Source organism: Flavobacterium urocaniciphilum, assembly GCF_900110615.1.
GTDB classification, from domain to species: Bacteria; Bacteroidota; Bacteroidia; order Flavobacteriales; family Flavobacteriaceae; genus Flavobacterium; species Flavobacterium urocaniciphilum.
This window is the reverse complement of sequence record NZ_FOEI01000006.1, coordinates 1-16540: the sequence shown is the minus strand read 5'-3', so window position 1 is coordinate 16540 and position 16540 is coordinate 1. Positions and strand designations below refer to the sequence as shown.

At 29.9% G+C, this 16540-nt stretch carries 19 protein-coding genes; 16 read left to right on the top strand and 3 right to left on the bottom strand.

The window, feature by feature from the left end; translation table 11 throughout:
- Positions 1-587 precede the first annotated feature (587 nt).
- The 9 genes from BMY86_RS10400 (at position 588) to BMY86_RS10360 (ending at position 6905) form a co-directional block, all read left to right on the top strand.
- A complete protein-coding gene (locus BMY86_RS10400) occupies positions 588-1247 on the top strand; it encodes a hypothetical protein (RefSeq protein ID WP_091469169.1) in 660 nt (219 codons plus the stop codon).
- A 190-nt stretch (positions 1248-1437) separates the two neighbouring features.
- The gene (locus BMY86_RS10395; RefSeq protein ID WP_091468790.1) at positions 1438-2007 is read left to right on the top strand and encodes a hypothetical protein; all 570 of its coding nucleotides are present in this window, start codon (positions 1438-1440) and stop codon (positions 2005-2007) included.
- A gap of 161 nt (positions 2008-2168) precedes the next feature.
- Positions 2169-2510, top strand: coding sequence for a hypothetical protein (locus BMY86_RS10390; protein WP_091468787.1), 342 nt, complete (start codon positions 2169-2171; stop codon positions 2508-2510).
- A complete protein-coding gene (locus BMY86_RS10385) occupies positions 2503-2952 on the top strand; it encodes a hypothetical protein (RefSeq protein ID WP_091468784.1) in 450 nt (149 codons plus the stop codon). Before BMY86_RS10390 ends, BMY86_RS10385 begins: the two co-directional genes overlap by 8 nt.
- A 207-nt stretch (positions 2953-3159) precedes the next feature.
- On the top strand, positions 3160-3630 hold the full coding sequence (locus tag BMY86_RS10380) for an MlaD family protein (protein WP_091468780.1): 471 nt from the start codon (positions 3160-3162) through the stop codon (positions 3628-3630).
- Between the two features lie 180 nt (positions 3631-3810).
- A complete protein-coding gene (locus BMY86_RS10375) occupies positions 3811-4353 on the top strand; it encodes a hypothetical protein (RefSeq protein ID WP_091468777.1) in 543 nt (180 codons plus the stop codon).
- Positions 4354-4504: 151 nt separating this feature from the next.
- Positions 4505-5176, top strand: a complete 672-nt coding sequence (locus tag BMY86_RS10370; protein ID WP_091468774.1) for a hypothetical protein — start codon at positions 4505-4507, stop codon at positions 5174-5176.
- Positions 5177-5325: 149 nt separating this feature from the next.
- Positions 5326-6093, top strand: coding sequence for a hypothetical protein (locus BMY86_RS10365; protein WP_091468770.1), 768 nt, complete (start codon positions 5326-5328; stop codon positions 6091-6093).
- Positions 6094-6275: 182 nt separating this feature from the next.
- The gene (locus BMY86_RS10360; protein ID WP_091468766.1) at positions 6276-6905 is read left to right on the top strand and encodes a class I SAM-dependent methyltransferase; all 630 of its coding nucleotides are present in this window, start codon (positions 6276-6278) and stop codon (positions 6903-6905) included.
- Between the two features lie 73 nt (positions 6906-6978).
- On the opposite strand, the gene BMY86_RS10355 is transcribed toward BMY86_RS10360, so the two are convergent.
- Positions 6979-7290: a winged helix-turn-helix transcriptional regulator gene (locus BMY86_RS10355; RefSeq protein ID WP_091468762.1), complete on the bottom strand. Its 312-nt coding sequence runs from the start codon at positions 7288-7290 to the stop codon at positions 6979-6981.
- 161 nt (positions 7291-7451) lie between these two features.
- On the opposite strand from BMY86_RS10355, the gene BMY86_RS10350 reads away from it, so the two are divergent.
- Complete coding sequence (locus tag BMY86_RS10350; RefSeq protein ID WP_177177166.1) at positions 7452-8366, top strand: ClpXP adapter SpxH family protein; 915 nt, start codon at positions 7452-7454, stop codon at positions 8364-8366.
- A 142-nt stretch (positions 8367-8508) separates the two neighbouring features.
- The gene (locus BMY86_RS10345) at positions 8509-9210 is read left to right on the top strand and encodes a VIT1/CCC1 transporter family protein (RefSeq protein WP_091468753.1); all 702 of its coding nucleotides are present in this window, start codon (positions 8509-8511) and stop codon (positions 9208-9210) included.
- A gap of 385 nt (positions 9211-9595) precedes the next feature.
- On the opposite strand, the gene mnmD is transcribed toward BMY86_RS10345, so the two are convergent.
- The gene (gene mnmD / locus BMY86_RS10335; protein WP_091468751.1) at positions 9596-10264 is read right to left on the bottom strand and encodes a tRNA (5-methylaminomethyl-2-thiouridine)(34)-methyltransferase MnmC2; all 669 of its coding nucleotides are present in this window, start codon (positions 10262-10264) and stop codon (positions 9596-9598) included.
- A gap of 273 nt (positions 10265-10537) precedes the next feature.
- On the opposite strand from mnmD, the gene BMY86_RS10330 reads away from it, so the two are divergent.
- The 5 genes from BMY86_RS10330 (at position 10538) to BMY86_RS10310 (ending at position 16178) form a co-directional block, all read left to right on the top strand.
- Complete coding sequence (locus BMY86_RS10330) at positions 10538-11881, top strand: DEAD/DEAH box helicase (RefSeq protein WP_091468748.1); 1344 nt, start codon at positions 10538-10540, stop codon at positions 11879-11881.
- A gap of 165 nt (positions 11882-12046) precedes the next feature.
- Positions 12047-13975 carry a BatA domain-containing protein gene (locus BMY86_RS10325; RefSeq protein WP_091468746.1) on the top strand — a complete coding sequence of 643 codons (1929 nt, stop codon included), beginning with the start codon at positions 12047-12049 and terminating at the stop codon, positions 13973-13975.
- A complete protein-coding gene (locus tag BMY86_RS10320) occupies positions 13972-15222 on the top strand; it encodes a dihydroorotase (protein ID WP_091469163.1) in 1251 nt (416 codons plus the stop codon). The genes BMY86_RS10325 and BMY86_RS10320 overlap by 4 nt, the downstream gene beginning before the upstream one ends.
- Positions 15222-15533 (top strand): hypothetical protein, encoded by a 312-nt coding sequence (locus BMY86_RS10315; protein ID WP_091468744.1) that lies wholly within the window; start codon positions 15222-15224, stop codon positions 15531-15533. The genes BMY86_RS10320 and BMY86_RS10315 overlap by 1 nt, the downstream gene beginning before the upstream one ends.
- A gap of 3 nt (positions 15534-15536) precedes the next feature.
- Positions 15537-16178: an alpha/beta hydrolase gene (locus BMY86_RS10310; protein ID WP_091468741.1), complete on the top strand. Its 642-nt coding sequence runs from the start codon at positions 15537-15539 to the stop codon at positions 16176-16178.
- Between the two features lie 71 nt (positions 16179-16249).
- Here the strand turns inward: BMY86_RS10310 and BMY86_RS10305 are convergent.
- A partial coding sequence (locus BMY86_RS10305) for a T9SS type B sorting domain-containing protein (RefSeq protein WP_143065642.1) occupies positions 16250-16540 on the bottom strand: 291 nt, incomplete at its 5' end.

Here is a 16540-nt window from a genome sequence, read left to right as displayed (position 1 = left end):
CTGCAAGCTTCGAAAAACTGCACAAAAAAACTAAACGTAAATGAATCAAATCAGAATAATAGAATCTTTAAAGTTTATTGGATTGGTGTATTTAATGCTTGGAACCTTTTCAAGTTTATATTCACATTTTTATTTAAATGGTTTATTTGTTGAAAACAATTTTGATAAAATAACATACGGTTTTTTCAATTTTGGGTGTTATCTTGGACTAATTACATATATGTTTTTGGGGCAAAAATTGATATTCTTTATCTTAACTCAAATATTTGTAATTCTAACATTTATGCTAACGACAAAAGCTCTTAAAGAATTATTTTTTATAAAAAATAAGAGAACCAAATAATAATAATAATAATAATAATAATAATAATAATAATAATAATAATAATAATAATAATAATAATAATAATAATAATAATAATAAAGCCAGCAGCTAACAGCGGTTTGGCACAATAGCTACTTTTATCTTAAATAGCACGTTTGATTTTCCGCAAAGAAATCTTATCTTAGCTAGAAAATAAATCGTTCACGCAGCCGCTACTATGCCAAGCCGCGGAACGTTAGTGGCAAACTTAACCGAAAATCGTATGAAACAAAATCGTAAAGAAACAGCTTGGAAAAAAAGCAGAAAATTTGGCGACATTCATGGTGGAAGAATGCGGTTAAAATGTGCTGACGGGATTTTTAACAGAACTCACAATCTTTTACCACCATCTGAAGGACAAGAAACGCCAATTTTTATCGTTGAAAATACTTCACGAGACTTTTATTTTCCTGTAACAATTGACGAAATTAAGGAAACTCTAAAAAAACTTCCAAAGGAACACACCAAGTATTTGACACATATTTGGCTTGACAAAGTCAAAAAATCTGAATATTTGAAAGGTGAAACATTACAAGGTCAATTTATTTGCGGAAGTAATATATATCTAATAAAGCTTTACGCTGTTCCGTCGGATAATAAAATGCTATTCGGACAATCAAAACTAACAACAAAGCAACTCAATTTTTATAAAAAATACTGCACTGACTTAATTCACAACAAAAATGGCTGGTATTTACAATGGACAACTGAAAACTACAAAAAATATTACCTAGAAAAACTGCTGTTGCACGAAATTGGACATTGCGTTGATTATATCTATGAAAGACATTGGAGCAAAGCAAATCATAAACAAGTTGAAGATTTTGCTGACAATTATGCTGTAATTTGGAGTAATAATATTAAGCAGACAGTCGAAGAATAAATTCGAAATAACAAAAAAAGCCAGCCACTAACAGGCGTTTGGCAAGATTGCGAATTTTGTAGTAAAATCACGTTTATTTTTCGCAAGAAATTTTATCTTTAACAGAAAATAATCAGTTCCGAAGTTCGCAACCTCGCCAAGCGCCGGAACGTTATGCACTATTTAAAAACCTAAGTCTAAATATTATTTTATGCCAAATTCTATTTCATTAAGAAATTTTATAGTTGGAGCTTTACTCCTACTTTCTGTTTTATCGTGCCAAAAAAAAGAGAGTAAAAACGTAGAAAATGAAAAAATCATAGCAGACAATTATACATTGATGGTTCCTAAAGATTTTGAAAAAACTAATAAACTTAACGAATTAGCAAAAATTCAATTTCAAAAAGTAGATGAAGATTTGTATTTTATTGTTTTAGAAGAAACTAAACAAAGTTTTGCAGATGCAGTCAAACTAAAAATACATGATACAACTCCAAACTTATATGGATATTTTAAAGTAGTTACAAATCATTTCAAGGAAATTACAAAAAACTTAAAAGTAAACGATGTTGGAAGAACAAAAATAGATTCGTGTAACGCTATTATATTCTCAATGTTTGGGCAAACCCTTGATAATGGAAAATCAGTATTTTATAGATATGCTTTGATAGAAGATGATAAAAACTACTATCAAATAATGTCTTGGACAAACATTCATCACAAGGAAAAACTAATTGGAAGAATGGATAATATTATTCATTCGTTTAAAATGAAAAAATAAAAACAGTGCATAACAGCGGTTTGGCACAATAGCTACTTTTATCTTAAACATCACGTTCGATTTTCCGCTGGAAAATCTTATCTTAGCAAGAAATAATCGTTCCACGCAGCCGCTACTGCGCCAAGCCGCGGAACGTTAGTGGCAATTTTAGAACGACACGTATGACAACAAACATTTGGATAGAAAAAGGTTGGGGCGACTCAGTTGAGAACGCAACATTTGACGACATAAAAACCGCTATTGAAGAAACTATAAAAATCGATGAAGAGCACGGAGCTTTTTGGGTTGGACATATGGAAAATGAATTTGTTCTTGAGGTTCACAAAAACTGTGACTTGTTTTTTGTTTATGGAGAAAACCAAGACGAACAAATACAAACTAAACTTGACAATTGGGAGGATGTAAAACACTTCTTTAAAATGTATTTTAACAGCGAGTTTGAAAAACTAAAAAGAGAAATTGAGTTGCGACCATTTACGTATAAAAAACTGACTAATGGATAGCAACTATTTACCAAAAACAGAAATTGAACTTGAACATTGGACGAGCGAAAATTGTTTCAATTTCAATAGTTATTCAATAAACGGAAACAGTATTTATGAAGGTTTTGGAATTGACAAATCAGGTGGACTTTATATTTGGTATTATACAGAACGTGGACAAAAAGATAATTTAAAATATTTCAAAACGGAAAATGAAATTATTGAATACGCTTTTAATCAAATTAAGTCTGATAAATGGGCAAAGACGCATTGTATTGGCTTTTCAACAGACATAAATAAATGTACAGACCTAAAAAGCGAATTACAAAAAATGAATATAGAATTTTTTGAAGACAAAATACCTTATTACGGAATAGACAAACCTGTTTACAGAGTATTTGTATTAGGTTGTGACATTCAAAAAACAGAACATTTAAAAGATAAGTATTATACAGAAAAATAAAAACTGCCACTAACATCGGTTTGGCAATATGGCGGCTGAAGTGCTTCTATAAAACATTTGTGCAAGGTTCAACGGAAGTAATTCTTTTGAGCTTTTGTACTAAAAATCCGCCACATCGCCAAGCCGTCAACCGTTGTGCGTCACTTTAGCGCGACAGAAAAACTGAATTTAGAAAGGAAAAAGCATTAAATAAATTAAAAAAAGGAAATGAAAAAAATAATACTATTTGCAATTCTAATAATAAATCTTTCTTGTTCAAAAACTAAATCCATAATTTTGAAAACAGAAAATGCCGAAGGAATTTCTAATGAAACAAAATTAAAAATTAATGGTATTGAAATTGGAGAAATTGAAAATACTAAACTTGACGAAAATGGAAATGTCATAATTACCGCAAATTTGAAATCTGACCTAAATATTCCTATCGATTCCGATTTTGAAATCAAAGATGAAGGATTAATTAGCGGAAAAATAATAAATATTACTATTGGCAAAAGCAAAGAAAATATCACGGAAAAAAGTATAATAAATTTAAAAACAGTAAACAACACTATATTTAATGATTCAATTGGAACTAAAATACAAAAAGCATTAAATCAAATTAGTGGAAAAGACAAAAACGATTCTATTTTAATAGAATTGAGAAGATTAAATGAAAACCTCGAAAAAAGAAAATAAAAGCGAACGCACAACAGCGGTTTTACGGGATTGCTAGGCTTGGCTTGTGTTTGGAAAATTCTCCGAATTTTCTCTGGGAAGTTTTGTACTTGTAATCTTTTGTGCTAAATTTACGCAACCACCGTAAAGCCGGCGGGACGTTAGCCGTCATTTTACACCAACATAATATATAACAAATCTTTGGAAGAAGAAATATTCAAAACCGAAAAGTTAACTTTCGCAGAGAGAATTAAAAAAGATTTAGGAATAAAAATCTTTGTCTTTCTTTTACTAGGCTTAATTCCTTTAACTGTAAACCGAAATGAGAGTAGTAACTGGATTTCAATTTTATTTCCTGTATTTATCCTTTTTGTAATTATTATTGTAACCTTTATCGCATCAAAAAAATATATTTATGAAGTTAGAATTAACTCTAATGAAATTAAATTTTACGGCTATAATTATAATAAAGAATGGAATGAAAAATTTAAGATAAAAGATGTAAATATTCATATTATTGAACATAAATCGAAAGGCGGAGGTATTGTTGGCTATTCTATTATTTTTAAAAGTGCTAATAGAAAAATTACGATAAACAAATTAAATAATTGGAACAATTTCACACTTCATAAACTATTCATCGAATTTAAAAAAACTAAAGGAGAAAAAATAATAATAGACGAAAATTCACTTTTGGATGGAATAAAAAAAAGAGCAAAATATAATTGCGAATGGAAAGCTTAAAAAAAACGTCGGCTAACATCGGTTTAGCACAATAGCTTCTACTCTACTTCGGCTGAAAATCCGCTGGATTTTCAACTCGTAGCTTTCATAAGAACATTTTTTGTAAATTAGCTGCAAGCTCGCCAAGCGCCGAAACGTTAGCGATAATTTTATGACGACAGAAAAATCCATAAATTTTGATACACAAAAACTGATTGTTAGTAATGACATTTGGAAGGCTGAATTATGGTTTGAAAACATTAATGCTGAAAATAAAATTATTAAAGCGAATAATTACTCTAAGATTATTGACTTGAGTGAGAAAGATTATTTAGGTTCACTTCTTGCAATTAAAACAACAAACAATCTTGGCGAATATAATAATTGTCTAATCACTGGTATTGACGGAGGAACTTACTTGCATGATGGTGACAAAATTGACAAATGTCAGTCTGTAAAACTATTAGACAATAATTTAATATTAAGTACAGGTTTTACATTTTTTTCCTTCAATATTGAAAAACAAGAAATAGAATGGAAACTTCGACCTGACATTTCTGAAGTTTTTGAGTTTTATGACTTACAAGATGATTTTTTACTAAGAGGCGAATTAGAAATTCACAGAATAGATATAAACGGAAATATCAAATGGAGTTATGGAGGTAAAGATATTTGGGTAAATATTGATGGAAAGAAAGAAGTTTGTATTGAAAATGACAAAATCAAACTAACTGACTTTGAAAGCAATATTTATGTTATAGACTTTAACGGAAATACTTTGAAAAAACACCCTACTTTTATAGTTGGAGAGAATAGAAAAAATTGGTGGAAATTTTGGAAATAAAAAAACAACCACTAACAGTCGTTTGGCAAGATTGCGAATTTTGCAGTAAATACACGTTTACATTTCGAAAGAAATTTTAACTTTAAAAGAAAATAATCAGTTCTATAGCTCGCAACCTCACCAAGCGCCGGAACGTTAGCAGTTACTTTATGAAAAAAATTGCGATAATAATTTTAAGTTTTTATAATCTAGCAAATTTTGCACAGAAAAATCCTATTGGAACATTTCAAAATGAGTTAATTGAAGTGACATTCAAAAATGACAAAAGTTTTGAGTATAAAAACAAATTCTTTCTAAATCCTGCTGGAAACAAAATGGATTCAGTTTATTTTGAAAAAGGAACATGGAAAATATCCAATGACACCATAACGCTTAATCCACAACTAGAAAAGAAAAATTTTGGAAACGACGAATTAGTTGAATCAACCACATCAAAATCGAATAAGCTGTCTTTAAAATTTAATATTATTAGAAAATATTTTGATGCAAATAATAATAACCTTTCAATTGATACTTTACAAATTGAAAGCCTTGATTTTGCAATAAACAAAAAAAGTAAAAAAAACATTTCTAGAATTACTCAGAAACCAACCACAAGATGCGCCTTTGCTGGTTATATTCCAAAAGAATTAGTAACTAACGAACGAAGTTTTGAAATGGAAAAACCAACAGAAAAGATATCAAGAATTTATATCGGATGTTACGAGTTAGGCGAAATGAAAGAATATGAAATTAAAAATCAAAATTCGAATTCTTTTACATTAAACATTTATCAAAATATATATGAAGATGGAATGATTAGAAATGTGAAATATTTAATGGCTACTGATAACATTATCCTAATAAAAGAAAAAACAAATGGCAAATTTAAGGTTGATGGAATTTACATTGATTATTATCAAATAAAAAGAAAATAAAAACTACTGCTAACAGCGGTTTGTCAAAATAGCTACTTTTACTTTTAACTACAACGTCCGATTTTGCTTCGCCTGTTCGCAATTTTTACTCGTATCCGCTGAAAAATGTTATCTTAGCAACTATACAAAATACCTCAAAACCAATCATCTCAAAGTAAAAGTTATATTTAGACAATATTACAATGGATAAACATAAAGAAACACTAGAAACTTGGAATAAAGTTGCTTCATTATATCAAGAAAAGTTTATGAAAATGGACATTTATAATGATACGTATGATTTCATTTGTAACTCCATTGAAAAACCCAATGCAAAACTTTTAGAAATTGGTTGCGGACCAGGAAACATTACTAGCTATTTATTAGCAAAAAGACCCGATTTCGACATTTTTGGAATAGACAATGCTCCAAATATGATTGAATTGGCAAAATTGAATAATCCAAAAGCAGATTTTGCGGTTATGGACTGTCGATTAATTAAAAACCTTAAAGATCAATACGATGGAATTGTTGGTGGATTTTGCTTACCCTATTTATCTTCAATAGAAAGTAATGATTTAATTGCCACAGCTTACAATTTATTAAACGAAAATGGACTACTTTATCTAAGTTTTGTAGAAGGCAATCCGGAAGAATCGGATTTTAAAGTTGGTAGTGGTGGTAGAGTATTTTTCAATTACCATAAATTAGAGGAAATAATAGCGCAATTGAATTCATTTAATTTTCGTGATATAAATACTTTCAAAGTAGAGTATAAAATTTCAGATTCAGAATTTGATATTCATACAATTCTTACCGCTAAAAAACATTAATAATTTGTTTCAAAATTAAGTGCTTCTCTTCTTAGCAATAATCTTTCTAAGTTTTGAATAAAGTTGAATTTAATTAAGATATCGATTCTAGTTGCTTAAAAATTGGAATAAGTGAAATACCTTTTTCGGTTAAATTGTATTCAACATGTAAAGGTTTTTGTTTAATAACTACTCTTTCTAACAATCCTACTTCTTCTAATTCTTTTAAAGCAACTGAGAGTGTTTGTTTATTTGATCCTTCAATTTGACGTAATACACTACTAAAACGTAAAGGCGCTTCTACAGCCAAACGAAATAATTCAGGCTTCCATTTTCCAGAAAGTAATTTTAATAATCCTTGAGCTGGACACGTTTCTTCAGATTGTGCTTCTTTTTGTGTAGTCATCTTTTTTTGACTTATTGTATAGATTAAAATAAGTTCTCAACTTTGTACAAAGATAACAAACAGTGTGCTATTCACTCATAAAAATGAAATTTACTTACTACTTAATAATTTTAATTTTGACAGTTAGTTTTGCGAATTGTCAATCGAAAAACCAAAATAATATGCCAGAACAAAACAATCCTTTATTGTGTAATCCTGAAAATGGAATTTGCGAAATGCCTGCCAATAATACCATTTCAAACGATAGTATTTCCGAAAAATCAAAATCGAAACCTGTAAAAATAATTTATTTCACAGATCCAATTTGTTCTTCTTGTTGGGGAATCGAACCACAATTAAGAAAATTAAAATTAGAATACGGTTCGGAAATCGAAATTGAATACAGAATGGGTGGTTTATTACCCGATTGGAGTTATAATAGCGGTGGTATTAGCAAACCTTCCGATGTTGCACATCATTGGGACGAAGTGAGTTTATATTATGATATGCCTATTGATGGAGATGTTTGGTTAGAAGATCCTTTACACTCTTCTTATCCTCCTTCGATTGCTTTTAAAGCCGCTCAAATGCAAGACCAAGAAAAGGCAATTTTATTTTTACGTGAAATTCGAGAAATGGTTTTTCTTAACAAAAAAAACATCACAAAATGGGAACATATAGAAGCTGCAGGGAAAAAAGTTGGTTTGGATATCGTAAAATTGAAATCTGATTTTGAAGGTGATGCTAAAATTCTTTTCGAACAAGATTTAAAATTGGGAAGAGAATTAGGAGTTAGAGGATTTCCAACTATGTTTTTTACTAACACAAAAGGACAAAACGAATACGTTTATGGATCAAAACCATATACTACATTTGAATCAGCTTTATTGAAACTGTATCCGAAAGCGAGCAAAACGAATTATGATAAATCATGGAATAATGTTTTTTCTAAATATCATTCTCTAACAGCAAATGAGTTTTCTGAATTAACCAACATTCCTCGTAATCAGAGTGAGAAGTTTTTAAATGACTTAATTTCTGATGATAAATTAGAAAAATTCACTACTAAAAATGGCGCTATTTGGATTTTGAAATAAGCATAAAATAGATTTTTAGAAAACTTACTTTTTTCATAAATATAATTTCAATTTTATTCAGAAAAATAGTAACTTAGTGTAAAATAAAAGGTATGTAATGCCATTTCAAAAGCAATTGATACTTTTTACAAACTAGAAAACTATGGTAACAATTGAAAACTATCTCGACAGTCATTATATACACAGAAGTAATTGGTTACGAGCAGCTGTACTTGGTGCAAATGATGGTATAATCTCTATTTCGAGTTTGGCTATTGGTGTGGCGGCCGCAAGTTCTTCTCGTGAACCAATTGTATTAGCTACCGTTGCAGGATTAGTTGCAGGAGCTTTATCCATGGCAGCGGGTGAATACGTTTCGGTAAGTTCACAAACCGATACGGAAAAAGCAGACATTGAAAGAGAAAAAATGGAACTTGAAGAAATGCCAGAACAAGAACTTAAAATACTAGCTCAAATTTATGAAAAACGTGGATTAAAGAAAGAAACTGCATTACAAGTTGCCATTGAATTAACAGAACATGATGCTTTAAGTGCACATATTAGAGACGAATTAGGCATCAATGAAATTAGTCAGGCCAATCCGATACAAGCCGCTTTAGCCTCTGGAGCTTCTTTTACCGTTGGTGGAATTTTACCACTTTTGGTAATTCTTTTTGCACCCATAAAAGGAATGGAATATTGGTTATACGGTTTTACAATTGTTTTTCTAATTATACTTGGTGCCACTTCCGCTAAAACTGGTGGTTCAAGTATTTCAAAAGCAATATTGCGTATTACCATTTGGGGAACAATTGCTATGGGATTATCTGCATTTGTTGGCTATCTTTTTGGTGTAAAAGTTTAATTGTCACTACAATTAACATTGGTATTCAAACACTTAAATAACTAAAACTAAAAATCCCATTTTGAAAGTATCAAAATGGGATTAGTCTTTAATTTTCTATGTAAACAATACAGTGCCTTAATTCAGGTTTTTCTTCAGTAAAACTAAGCAACCATTCTCTTAGTTCATCTAGTTCAAAGGGTAACAATACCCTTGATGCTTTCTCAAGTTCTTTGCAAAATAATTTCACATCGAAACTTACACGCTCTAAAATTGTTTTTGTGTATAAAAAGATTTGTCTGGGCATACTTTTAAAATTAGATAGACAATAACTAACTCGTTGTTGTAAATTTAATAAAAAAAACGAAAAAATCAATGTTATTATTATATTTATTTTGTTAAATTTTTACAAATTTTTTAAAGCTCTTAACATTTCTCTTTTACCAGGTGCGCCTGGAAGCTTTTCGGTCTGGAAACCAACTTTTTGCATTGCCTTTTTTATAGTAGTTCTACAAGCATAAGTCGACAAAATTCCTTTATTTTTAAGCGATTTAAACATGATTTCAAAGATTTCTTCACTCCACAATTCAGGTTGAACAGGGAAACCAAAGGCATCAAAATAGATTAAATCGTATTTATTTAGATCTGAAATATCTTTAAAAAACTGTTTTCTTTTTTCAATTTTGAAATTTTCATTAATAACAGCTACTTTTTCCCATTCTGAAGTATGAATCCTTTCAAAGTCAGCTTGTTTTTCAAAAGCATTTAAAGTTTGAGTATAATTCAATTGAAGCATCTCTTCATTAGAAACAGGATAAGCTTCTACACCAACATAATCTATTTTTAAATTACGATTTTCAGCTTCTAACAAGGTAATAATTGCGTTTAAACCGGTTCCAAATCCAATTTCCAATATCGAAACGGAACTATTATCCGGAAATAAATCCAATCCATTTTTAATAAAAACATGTTTCGCTTCTTGTATCGCACCAAATTTAGAATGATAGGTTTCATTCATTTCTGGTAAAAATATTGAAGTTGATCCGTCTTCTGTAATGATTATTTCGCGTTTCATTGTAAATTTTAAAAGCCAAGTATAAAGTAAAAAGGCAAAAGTGAATGACAAAGGTAAAAGGAAAAAGGTAAAAGCTATCAAGATATATGACAATTTAAAAATCATTTTTCAATTAAAAGCACTTCGGCTTCGCTTAATTTGACAATCAAAAATAAAAAAATCAAAAATTTGTTCTATATATCAAATCCGTGTCACCATCAAAAAACTAACTAACTACTTAAAAGATTGCTTCACAAGTTCGCAATGACTATCTTTGCATAAATTTTCAAACAAATGGTTACATTTCAAGATTTAAACTTACCAACTTCTTTACAAAAAGCAATAGACGATTTAGGCTATACTACTCCTACTCCTATTCAAACCAAAGCCTTTCCAGTTGTAATGTCTGGAAGAGATGTTATGGGTATTGCTCAAACTGGTACTGGTAAGACGTATGCTTATTTGTTACCTATTTTAAAACAATGGAAATTTGCAAAATTAGACGTTCCAAGAGTTTTAATTTTAGTTCCTACACGTGAATTAGTAGTTCAGGTACATGAAGAAATTGAAAAACTAACGAAATACATGAGTGTTCGTTCAATTGCGGTTTATGGTGGTGTAAATATCAATACTCAAAAGAAAGATATTTATGCGGGTTCCGATATTATCGTAGGAACACCGGGTAGGGTTATGGACTTAGCGCTTGATAATGTTTTACGTTTTGACGAATTACAAAAATTGGTTATTGACGAATTTGATGAGATTCTAAATTTAGGATTTAGAGTACAGTTGACTTCTATTTTATCAATGATTCGTTCGAAAAGACAAAACATACTTTTTTCTGCAACTATGACAGAAGAAGTGGATGAAATTTTAGATGAATATTTTGATTTTCCTGAAGAAGTTTCTTTAGCGCCAAGCGGAACACCATTAGAAAAAATCGAACAACGATTATATAAAACTCCGAATTTCTTAACGAAATTAAATTTAGTAAAGCATTTTCTTTTAGACGAATCGTATAGTCGAATTTTATTGTTTGTAAACAGTAAACGTTTAGCTGATTTTGTTTTAGAACATTTAGAAGAAGATTTTCCAGATCAATTTGGAGCGATTCACTCGAATAAAACGCAAAATTACCGTTTGAATACCATGGAATTATTCCAAAATGGAGAATTACGCGGATTAGTTACCACTGATATTATGGCGCGTGGATTGGATATTTCCGATATTACACACGTTATTAATTTACAATTACCAGAATCTCCAGAACAATACATTCACAGAATTGGTAGAACCGGTCGTGCTGATAAAGACGGTATTGCGATTTCAATGGTGAGTCCGAAAGAAGAGGAAGAATTCTTAGAAATTGAAATGCTAATGCAGAAAGAAGTAGACGTAATTGCTATTCCTTCTGAAGTTAAAATTGAAGAAAAACGATTAGAATTCGAAAAAGAATTTAAAAAACCGAAAGTTTCTTCAAAGAAAAAAACGATTGAAAAAGGAGCTTCTTTCCACGAGAAATCAGACAAAAACAAAAAGGTAAATTTAGGCGGACCGGGTAAAAGAAAACCAAGAAAAACCGCTCCAAGAAACAGAGCTGTTGAAAGAAAACGAGCAGAAAAACGTAAGAAGAAATAGTCAATTGTCATGCTGATTCGTACTTAAAAATGAGATCAGCAACTAAAATAATTTCAAAGAGAAATAGAAACAAGTACAGTTTGACAATATTTATAAATTAAATTTAAAATTTCTATTCCTGATTTCTCCTTAAAATTTCTTATTTTTGACAAATCTTTTTTAGAAATGCAATTTAAAAACCCAGAAATTCTTTACTTTTTATTTCTCTTGATTATACCAATTTTGGTACATCTTTTTCAATTGAGAAGATTTAAAAAACAAGAATTCACCAACGTTAAATTGCTAAAAGAACTTGAAATTCAAACTCGAAAAAGTTCTACAATCAAAAAATGGTTATTGTTAGCCACTCGTTTACTTTTATTAGCTGCTTTAATTTTCGCTTTTGCACAACCTTTTTTCAAAGCTAAAGATTTTGATAAAAAGAATAATGAATTAATTGTGGTAATTGATAATTCATTTTCAATGCAAGCCAAAGGAAACAGTGGTGAATTATTAAAAAGAACCATTCAAGATTTATTAGAAAACACACCAGAAGAGCAACAATTATCGGTTCTTACCAATGATGAAAATTTCTACGACACAAATATCAGAAACATTCAAAAAGAATTACAAAACTTAAAATATTCTTCTACTCCATTTAATCCTGCTGCGATTATTACTAGAATTGAAGCCAAAAAACCGGGCCTTCCGAAAGACATTCTATTCATTTCAGATGCGGTTGGACTAAAAGATGAATTAAAGACCAATTTAAGCGATGCTTCTTCGCTATATTATCAAACGGTTGAAGCAAATGAAACGAATAATATTGCCATTGAAAACGTACAAATCAGTCAGGTTTTAGATCAGTTTTACGAATTGAAAATCAGCATTAAATCGTATGGAGATTTCGAAAATGATGTTCCGATTTCAATGTATAATGGTAAAAAATTGGTTGGAAAAGCACTCATTTCAAAAGAAAAGCCACAAAAAGAGATTTTATTTACTATTCCAAAAAATGATTTTCACGGATATGTTACGATTCAAGATAACAGTTTAAGTTATGACAATACGTTTTATTTCAGTATTTCAAAACCTCAAAAATCAAATGTAATTGCTGTTGGAAATACAGACAAAAATCAATTTCTATCGAGAATTTATAATGCAGAAGAATTCAATTATACGTCAACTGAATTGAATACATTGAATTACAATTCTATTGAAAATGCAGATGCCATAATTCTAAATGAAGTTTCAAATATTCCGAATGCTTTATCGGTAACGTTGAAAAACTATTACAGCAAAGGCGGAAACATCATTTTTATTCCAGATGTAAATAGTCCAGTTGACAGTTATAATTCGTTTTTGAGAAATTTCAGTAACAATTCTTTATCTGAAAAAGTAGTAAAAGAAAAACAAATTACACAAATTAGCTTCAATCATCCGATATATACCAACGTTTTCGAGAAGAAAGTAAGTAATTTTCAATACCCTAAAACCAATGCGACTTTTACCATAAACGGAAGTAATTTACCCGTTTTACAATACGAAGACAAAAGTGTTTTCTTAGGAAATATTACGAATCGCTTAGGGAATTTATTTTTCTTTTCAACTTCCATTAACAAGGAAAATTCGAACTTTCAAAATTCGCCTTTAATTGTTCCAACGTTTTATAACATGGGACAAAACAATAACAAAACTGGGTTAAACGCCTTTACAATTGGCAATAACAATTTTACAATTATCAACGAAACGATTGCAAAAGATAATGTTTTAAGCGTGACAAATGCTGAAAACAGTTTTATTCCGATGCAACAAATATTGAACAATAAAATCAAATTAACGTTTGGAAATTATCCTGAAAATTCAGGTAATTATGCTGTTTTAAAAGACAAAGAATCTTTAAAAAACATCAGTTTCAATTATCCAAGAACAGAAAGTGATTTATCTCAAATTAACTCAGATTATTTCGATAATTGTACGAAAGTTAATTCGGTTTCAACCTTTTATTCTGACATTCATTCTTCTCGCACAAGTAATGAAGTATGGAAATATTTTATCATTGCAACACTACTCTTTTTAATACTAGAACTACTAATACAAAAATTTGTAAAATGAACCTTTTACTAAAAAACACAACTATACTAGAAAAGCAAAATCCATTTCATAATCAACAAGTTGATATTGAAATTACAGATGGAATTATTTCAAAAATTGGAAAAAATTTACCTGTACAAGAAGGTTTTGAAATCATTGAAAAAGAAAACTTACATGTTTCACAAGGTTGGTTAGACACTTCGGTTGTTTTTGGAGAACCTGGTTTTGAGACTACGGAAACCATTGAAAACGGATTAAAAGTTGCAGCAAAAAGTGGATTTACGTCTGTTTTCTTACATTCAAATACGAATCCAGCAATTGACAATCAGGCTGTGATTCAATTTGTGAAAAATAAAGCGCTAAACTCTGTTTCAAATTTACACGTTGTTGGTTCTTTAACTAAAAATAGTGAAGGCGTAGATTTAGCCGAACTATTCGATATGAAAAACGCTGGCGCTGTGGCTTTTGGAGATTATAAAAAATCGATGACTAACGCTAATTTGCTGAAAATCGCTTTTCAATATGTAGAAAATTTTGATGGAATTTTATTCATTCAACCGATGAATAAAGAAATTAAAGGAAAAGGATTTGTGAATGAAGGTGTAGTTTCTACGAAATTAGGATTGAAAGGAATTCCTGCTATGGCGGAAGAAATGGAAATCGAAAGAAACATTGCTTTATTAGAATATACAAATGGAAAATTACATATTCCAACCATCACAACTAAAAAATCGGTAGAATTAATAGCGAAAGCACAAGCAAAAGGTTTACAAATTACATGTGGAGTTTCGGTTAATAATTTGGTTTTAAACGATGAAGAATTGGTAGATTTTAATTCGAACACAAAGATTTATCCACCACTTCGAACTGAAGAAGATAGAAAAGCCTTAATTGATGGTGTTTTGAATAATGTAATTTCTGTAATTACATCTGACCATTGTCCTGTTAACATCGAACAAAAACAATTAGAATACGATTTAGCTGATTATGGTTCGATTGGATTAGAAAGTGCTTTTGGAGCTTTACAAACCGTATTGCCAACTGAAGTCATAGTTGATAAATTTACTTCTGCAAAGAGCTATTTTAAAATCGAATCCAATTCTATTTTAGAAGGAAATAAAGCTGAAATGACTTTATTCAATCCGAATGGAAATAATATATTTTCTAAAGAAAACATTCTTTCTTTTTCTAAAAATTCAATTATGATTGGAAAACAAATGAAAGGAAAAGTATACGGAAGTATCAATAATAATAAAATTGAAATCTAATGGAAGAACATAAAGTAAACTCAATAATAAGTCATATTACAATTATTGGATGTATTGTTTCTATACTAATGAATAACGAAAAGAAGAATCCATTTGTAAGCTTCTATAACAGACAAACGTTAGGAATGTTTTTATGCTTTCATATTGGAGGGTATTTAATTGGATATTTTGACAGTTGGATCGCTTCAATGACTTATTGGATTTTATTTTTAATACTTTGGATTATAAGTTTTTCTGGAGTTTTGAGTAATGAAATGAAACTGATTCCAGGTGTTGGAGAACAATTTCAAAATTGGTTTAAAAATTTATAATTTATGAGTTTATATTATTTGGTAAGAGAGCCAAAAGAGATTAAAGAACAAAACGGCGCTTTAATTTTATTACACGGTTATGGAAGTAATGAAGAAGATTTGTTTTCTTTTGCATCACAATTACCAGAAGATGTTTATGTAATATCAGTTCGTGCACCATATGATTTAATGCCTTATGGACATGCTTGGTATGAAATCACTTTTGATGCAGATATGAATAAGTTTTCGAACAACGAACAAGCTGTGGAATCGATTCATACTATTGCTAATTTTATAGACGAAATCACTGAAAAATTACCTTTAGACAAGTCGAATATTTCATTAATAGGATTTAGTCAAGGTGCCATTTTAAGTTATGGAATGGCTTTTACATATCCTCAAAAAATCAATAAAGTAGTAGCATTAAGCGGATATTTGAACGAGCAAATTTTACCTTCTTCTTTTGATGTAAATGAAATAAATCATATAAAATTCTTTGCATCACATGGTTCACAAGACCAAGTTATTCCTGTAGAATGGGCTAGAAAAACGCAACCTTATTTAGAAAAATTAGGTTTAAACATCACTTATAAAGAATATCCTGTAGGCCATGGAGTTGCTCCACTAAACTTCTGGGACTTTAAAAATTGGTTAGATTTAAATTAATTTTTTTTAATCTTATTTTATAAAAAAGGCTGTCATTTCTGACAGCCTTTTTTATTGTTTATTATCTCTACTTATCGTTTTAATGAGAAGTGTGATTTGAATGTTCTTCTTTGATCGTTTTCTGTAAACTCAACTGTAAACCAGTAGTCTGTTGATGGTAATTGGCTTCCATTGTAGGTTCCATCCCATCCCATTCCTAATGGATCTAGTTGTTTGATTAGTTTTCCATATCTATCAAAGATGTAAAGTACTGCATTATTGTAATCCGATAATCCAATTATATTCCAAGTATCATGAATACCATCTCCATTTGGAGTGAAATATTTAGGGTAGTCAATTACAACTACATCAGCTGATAAATT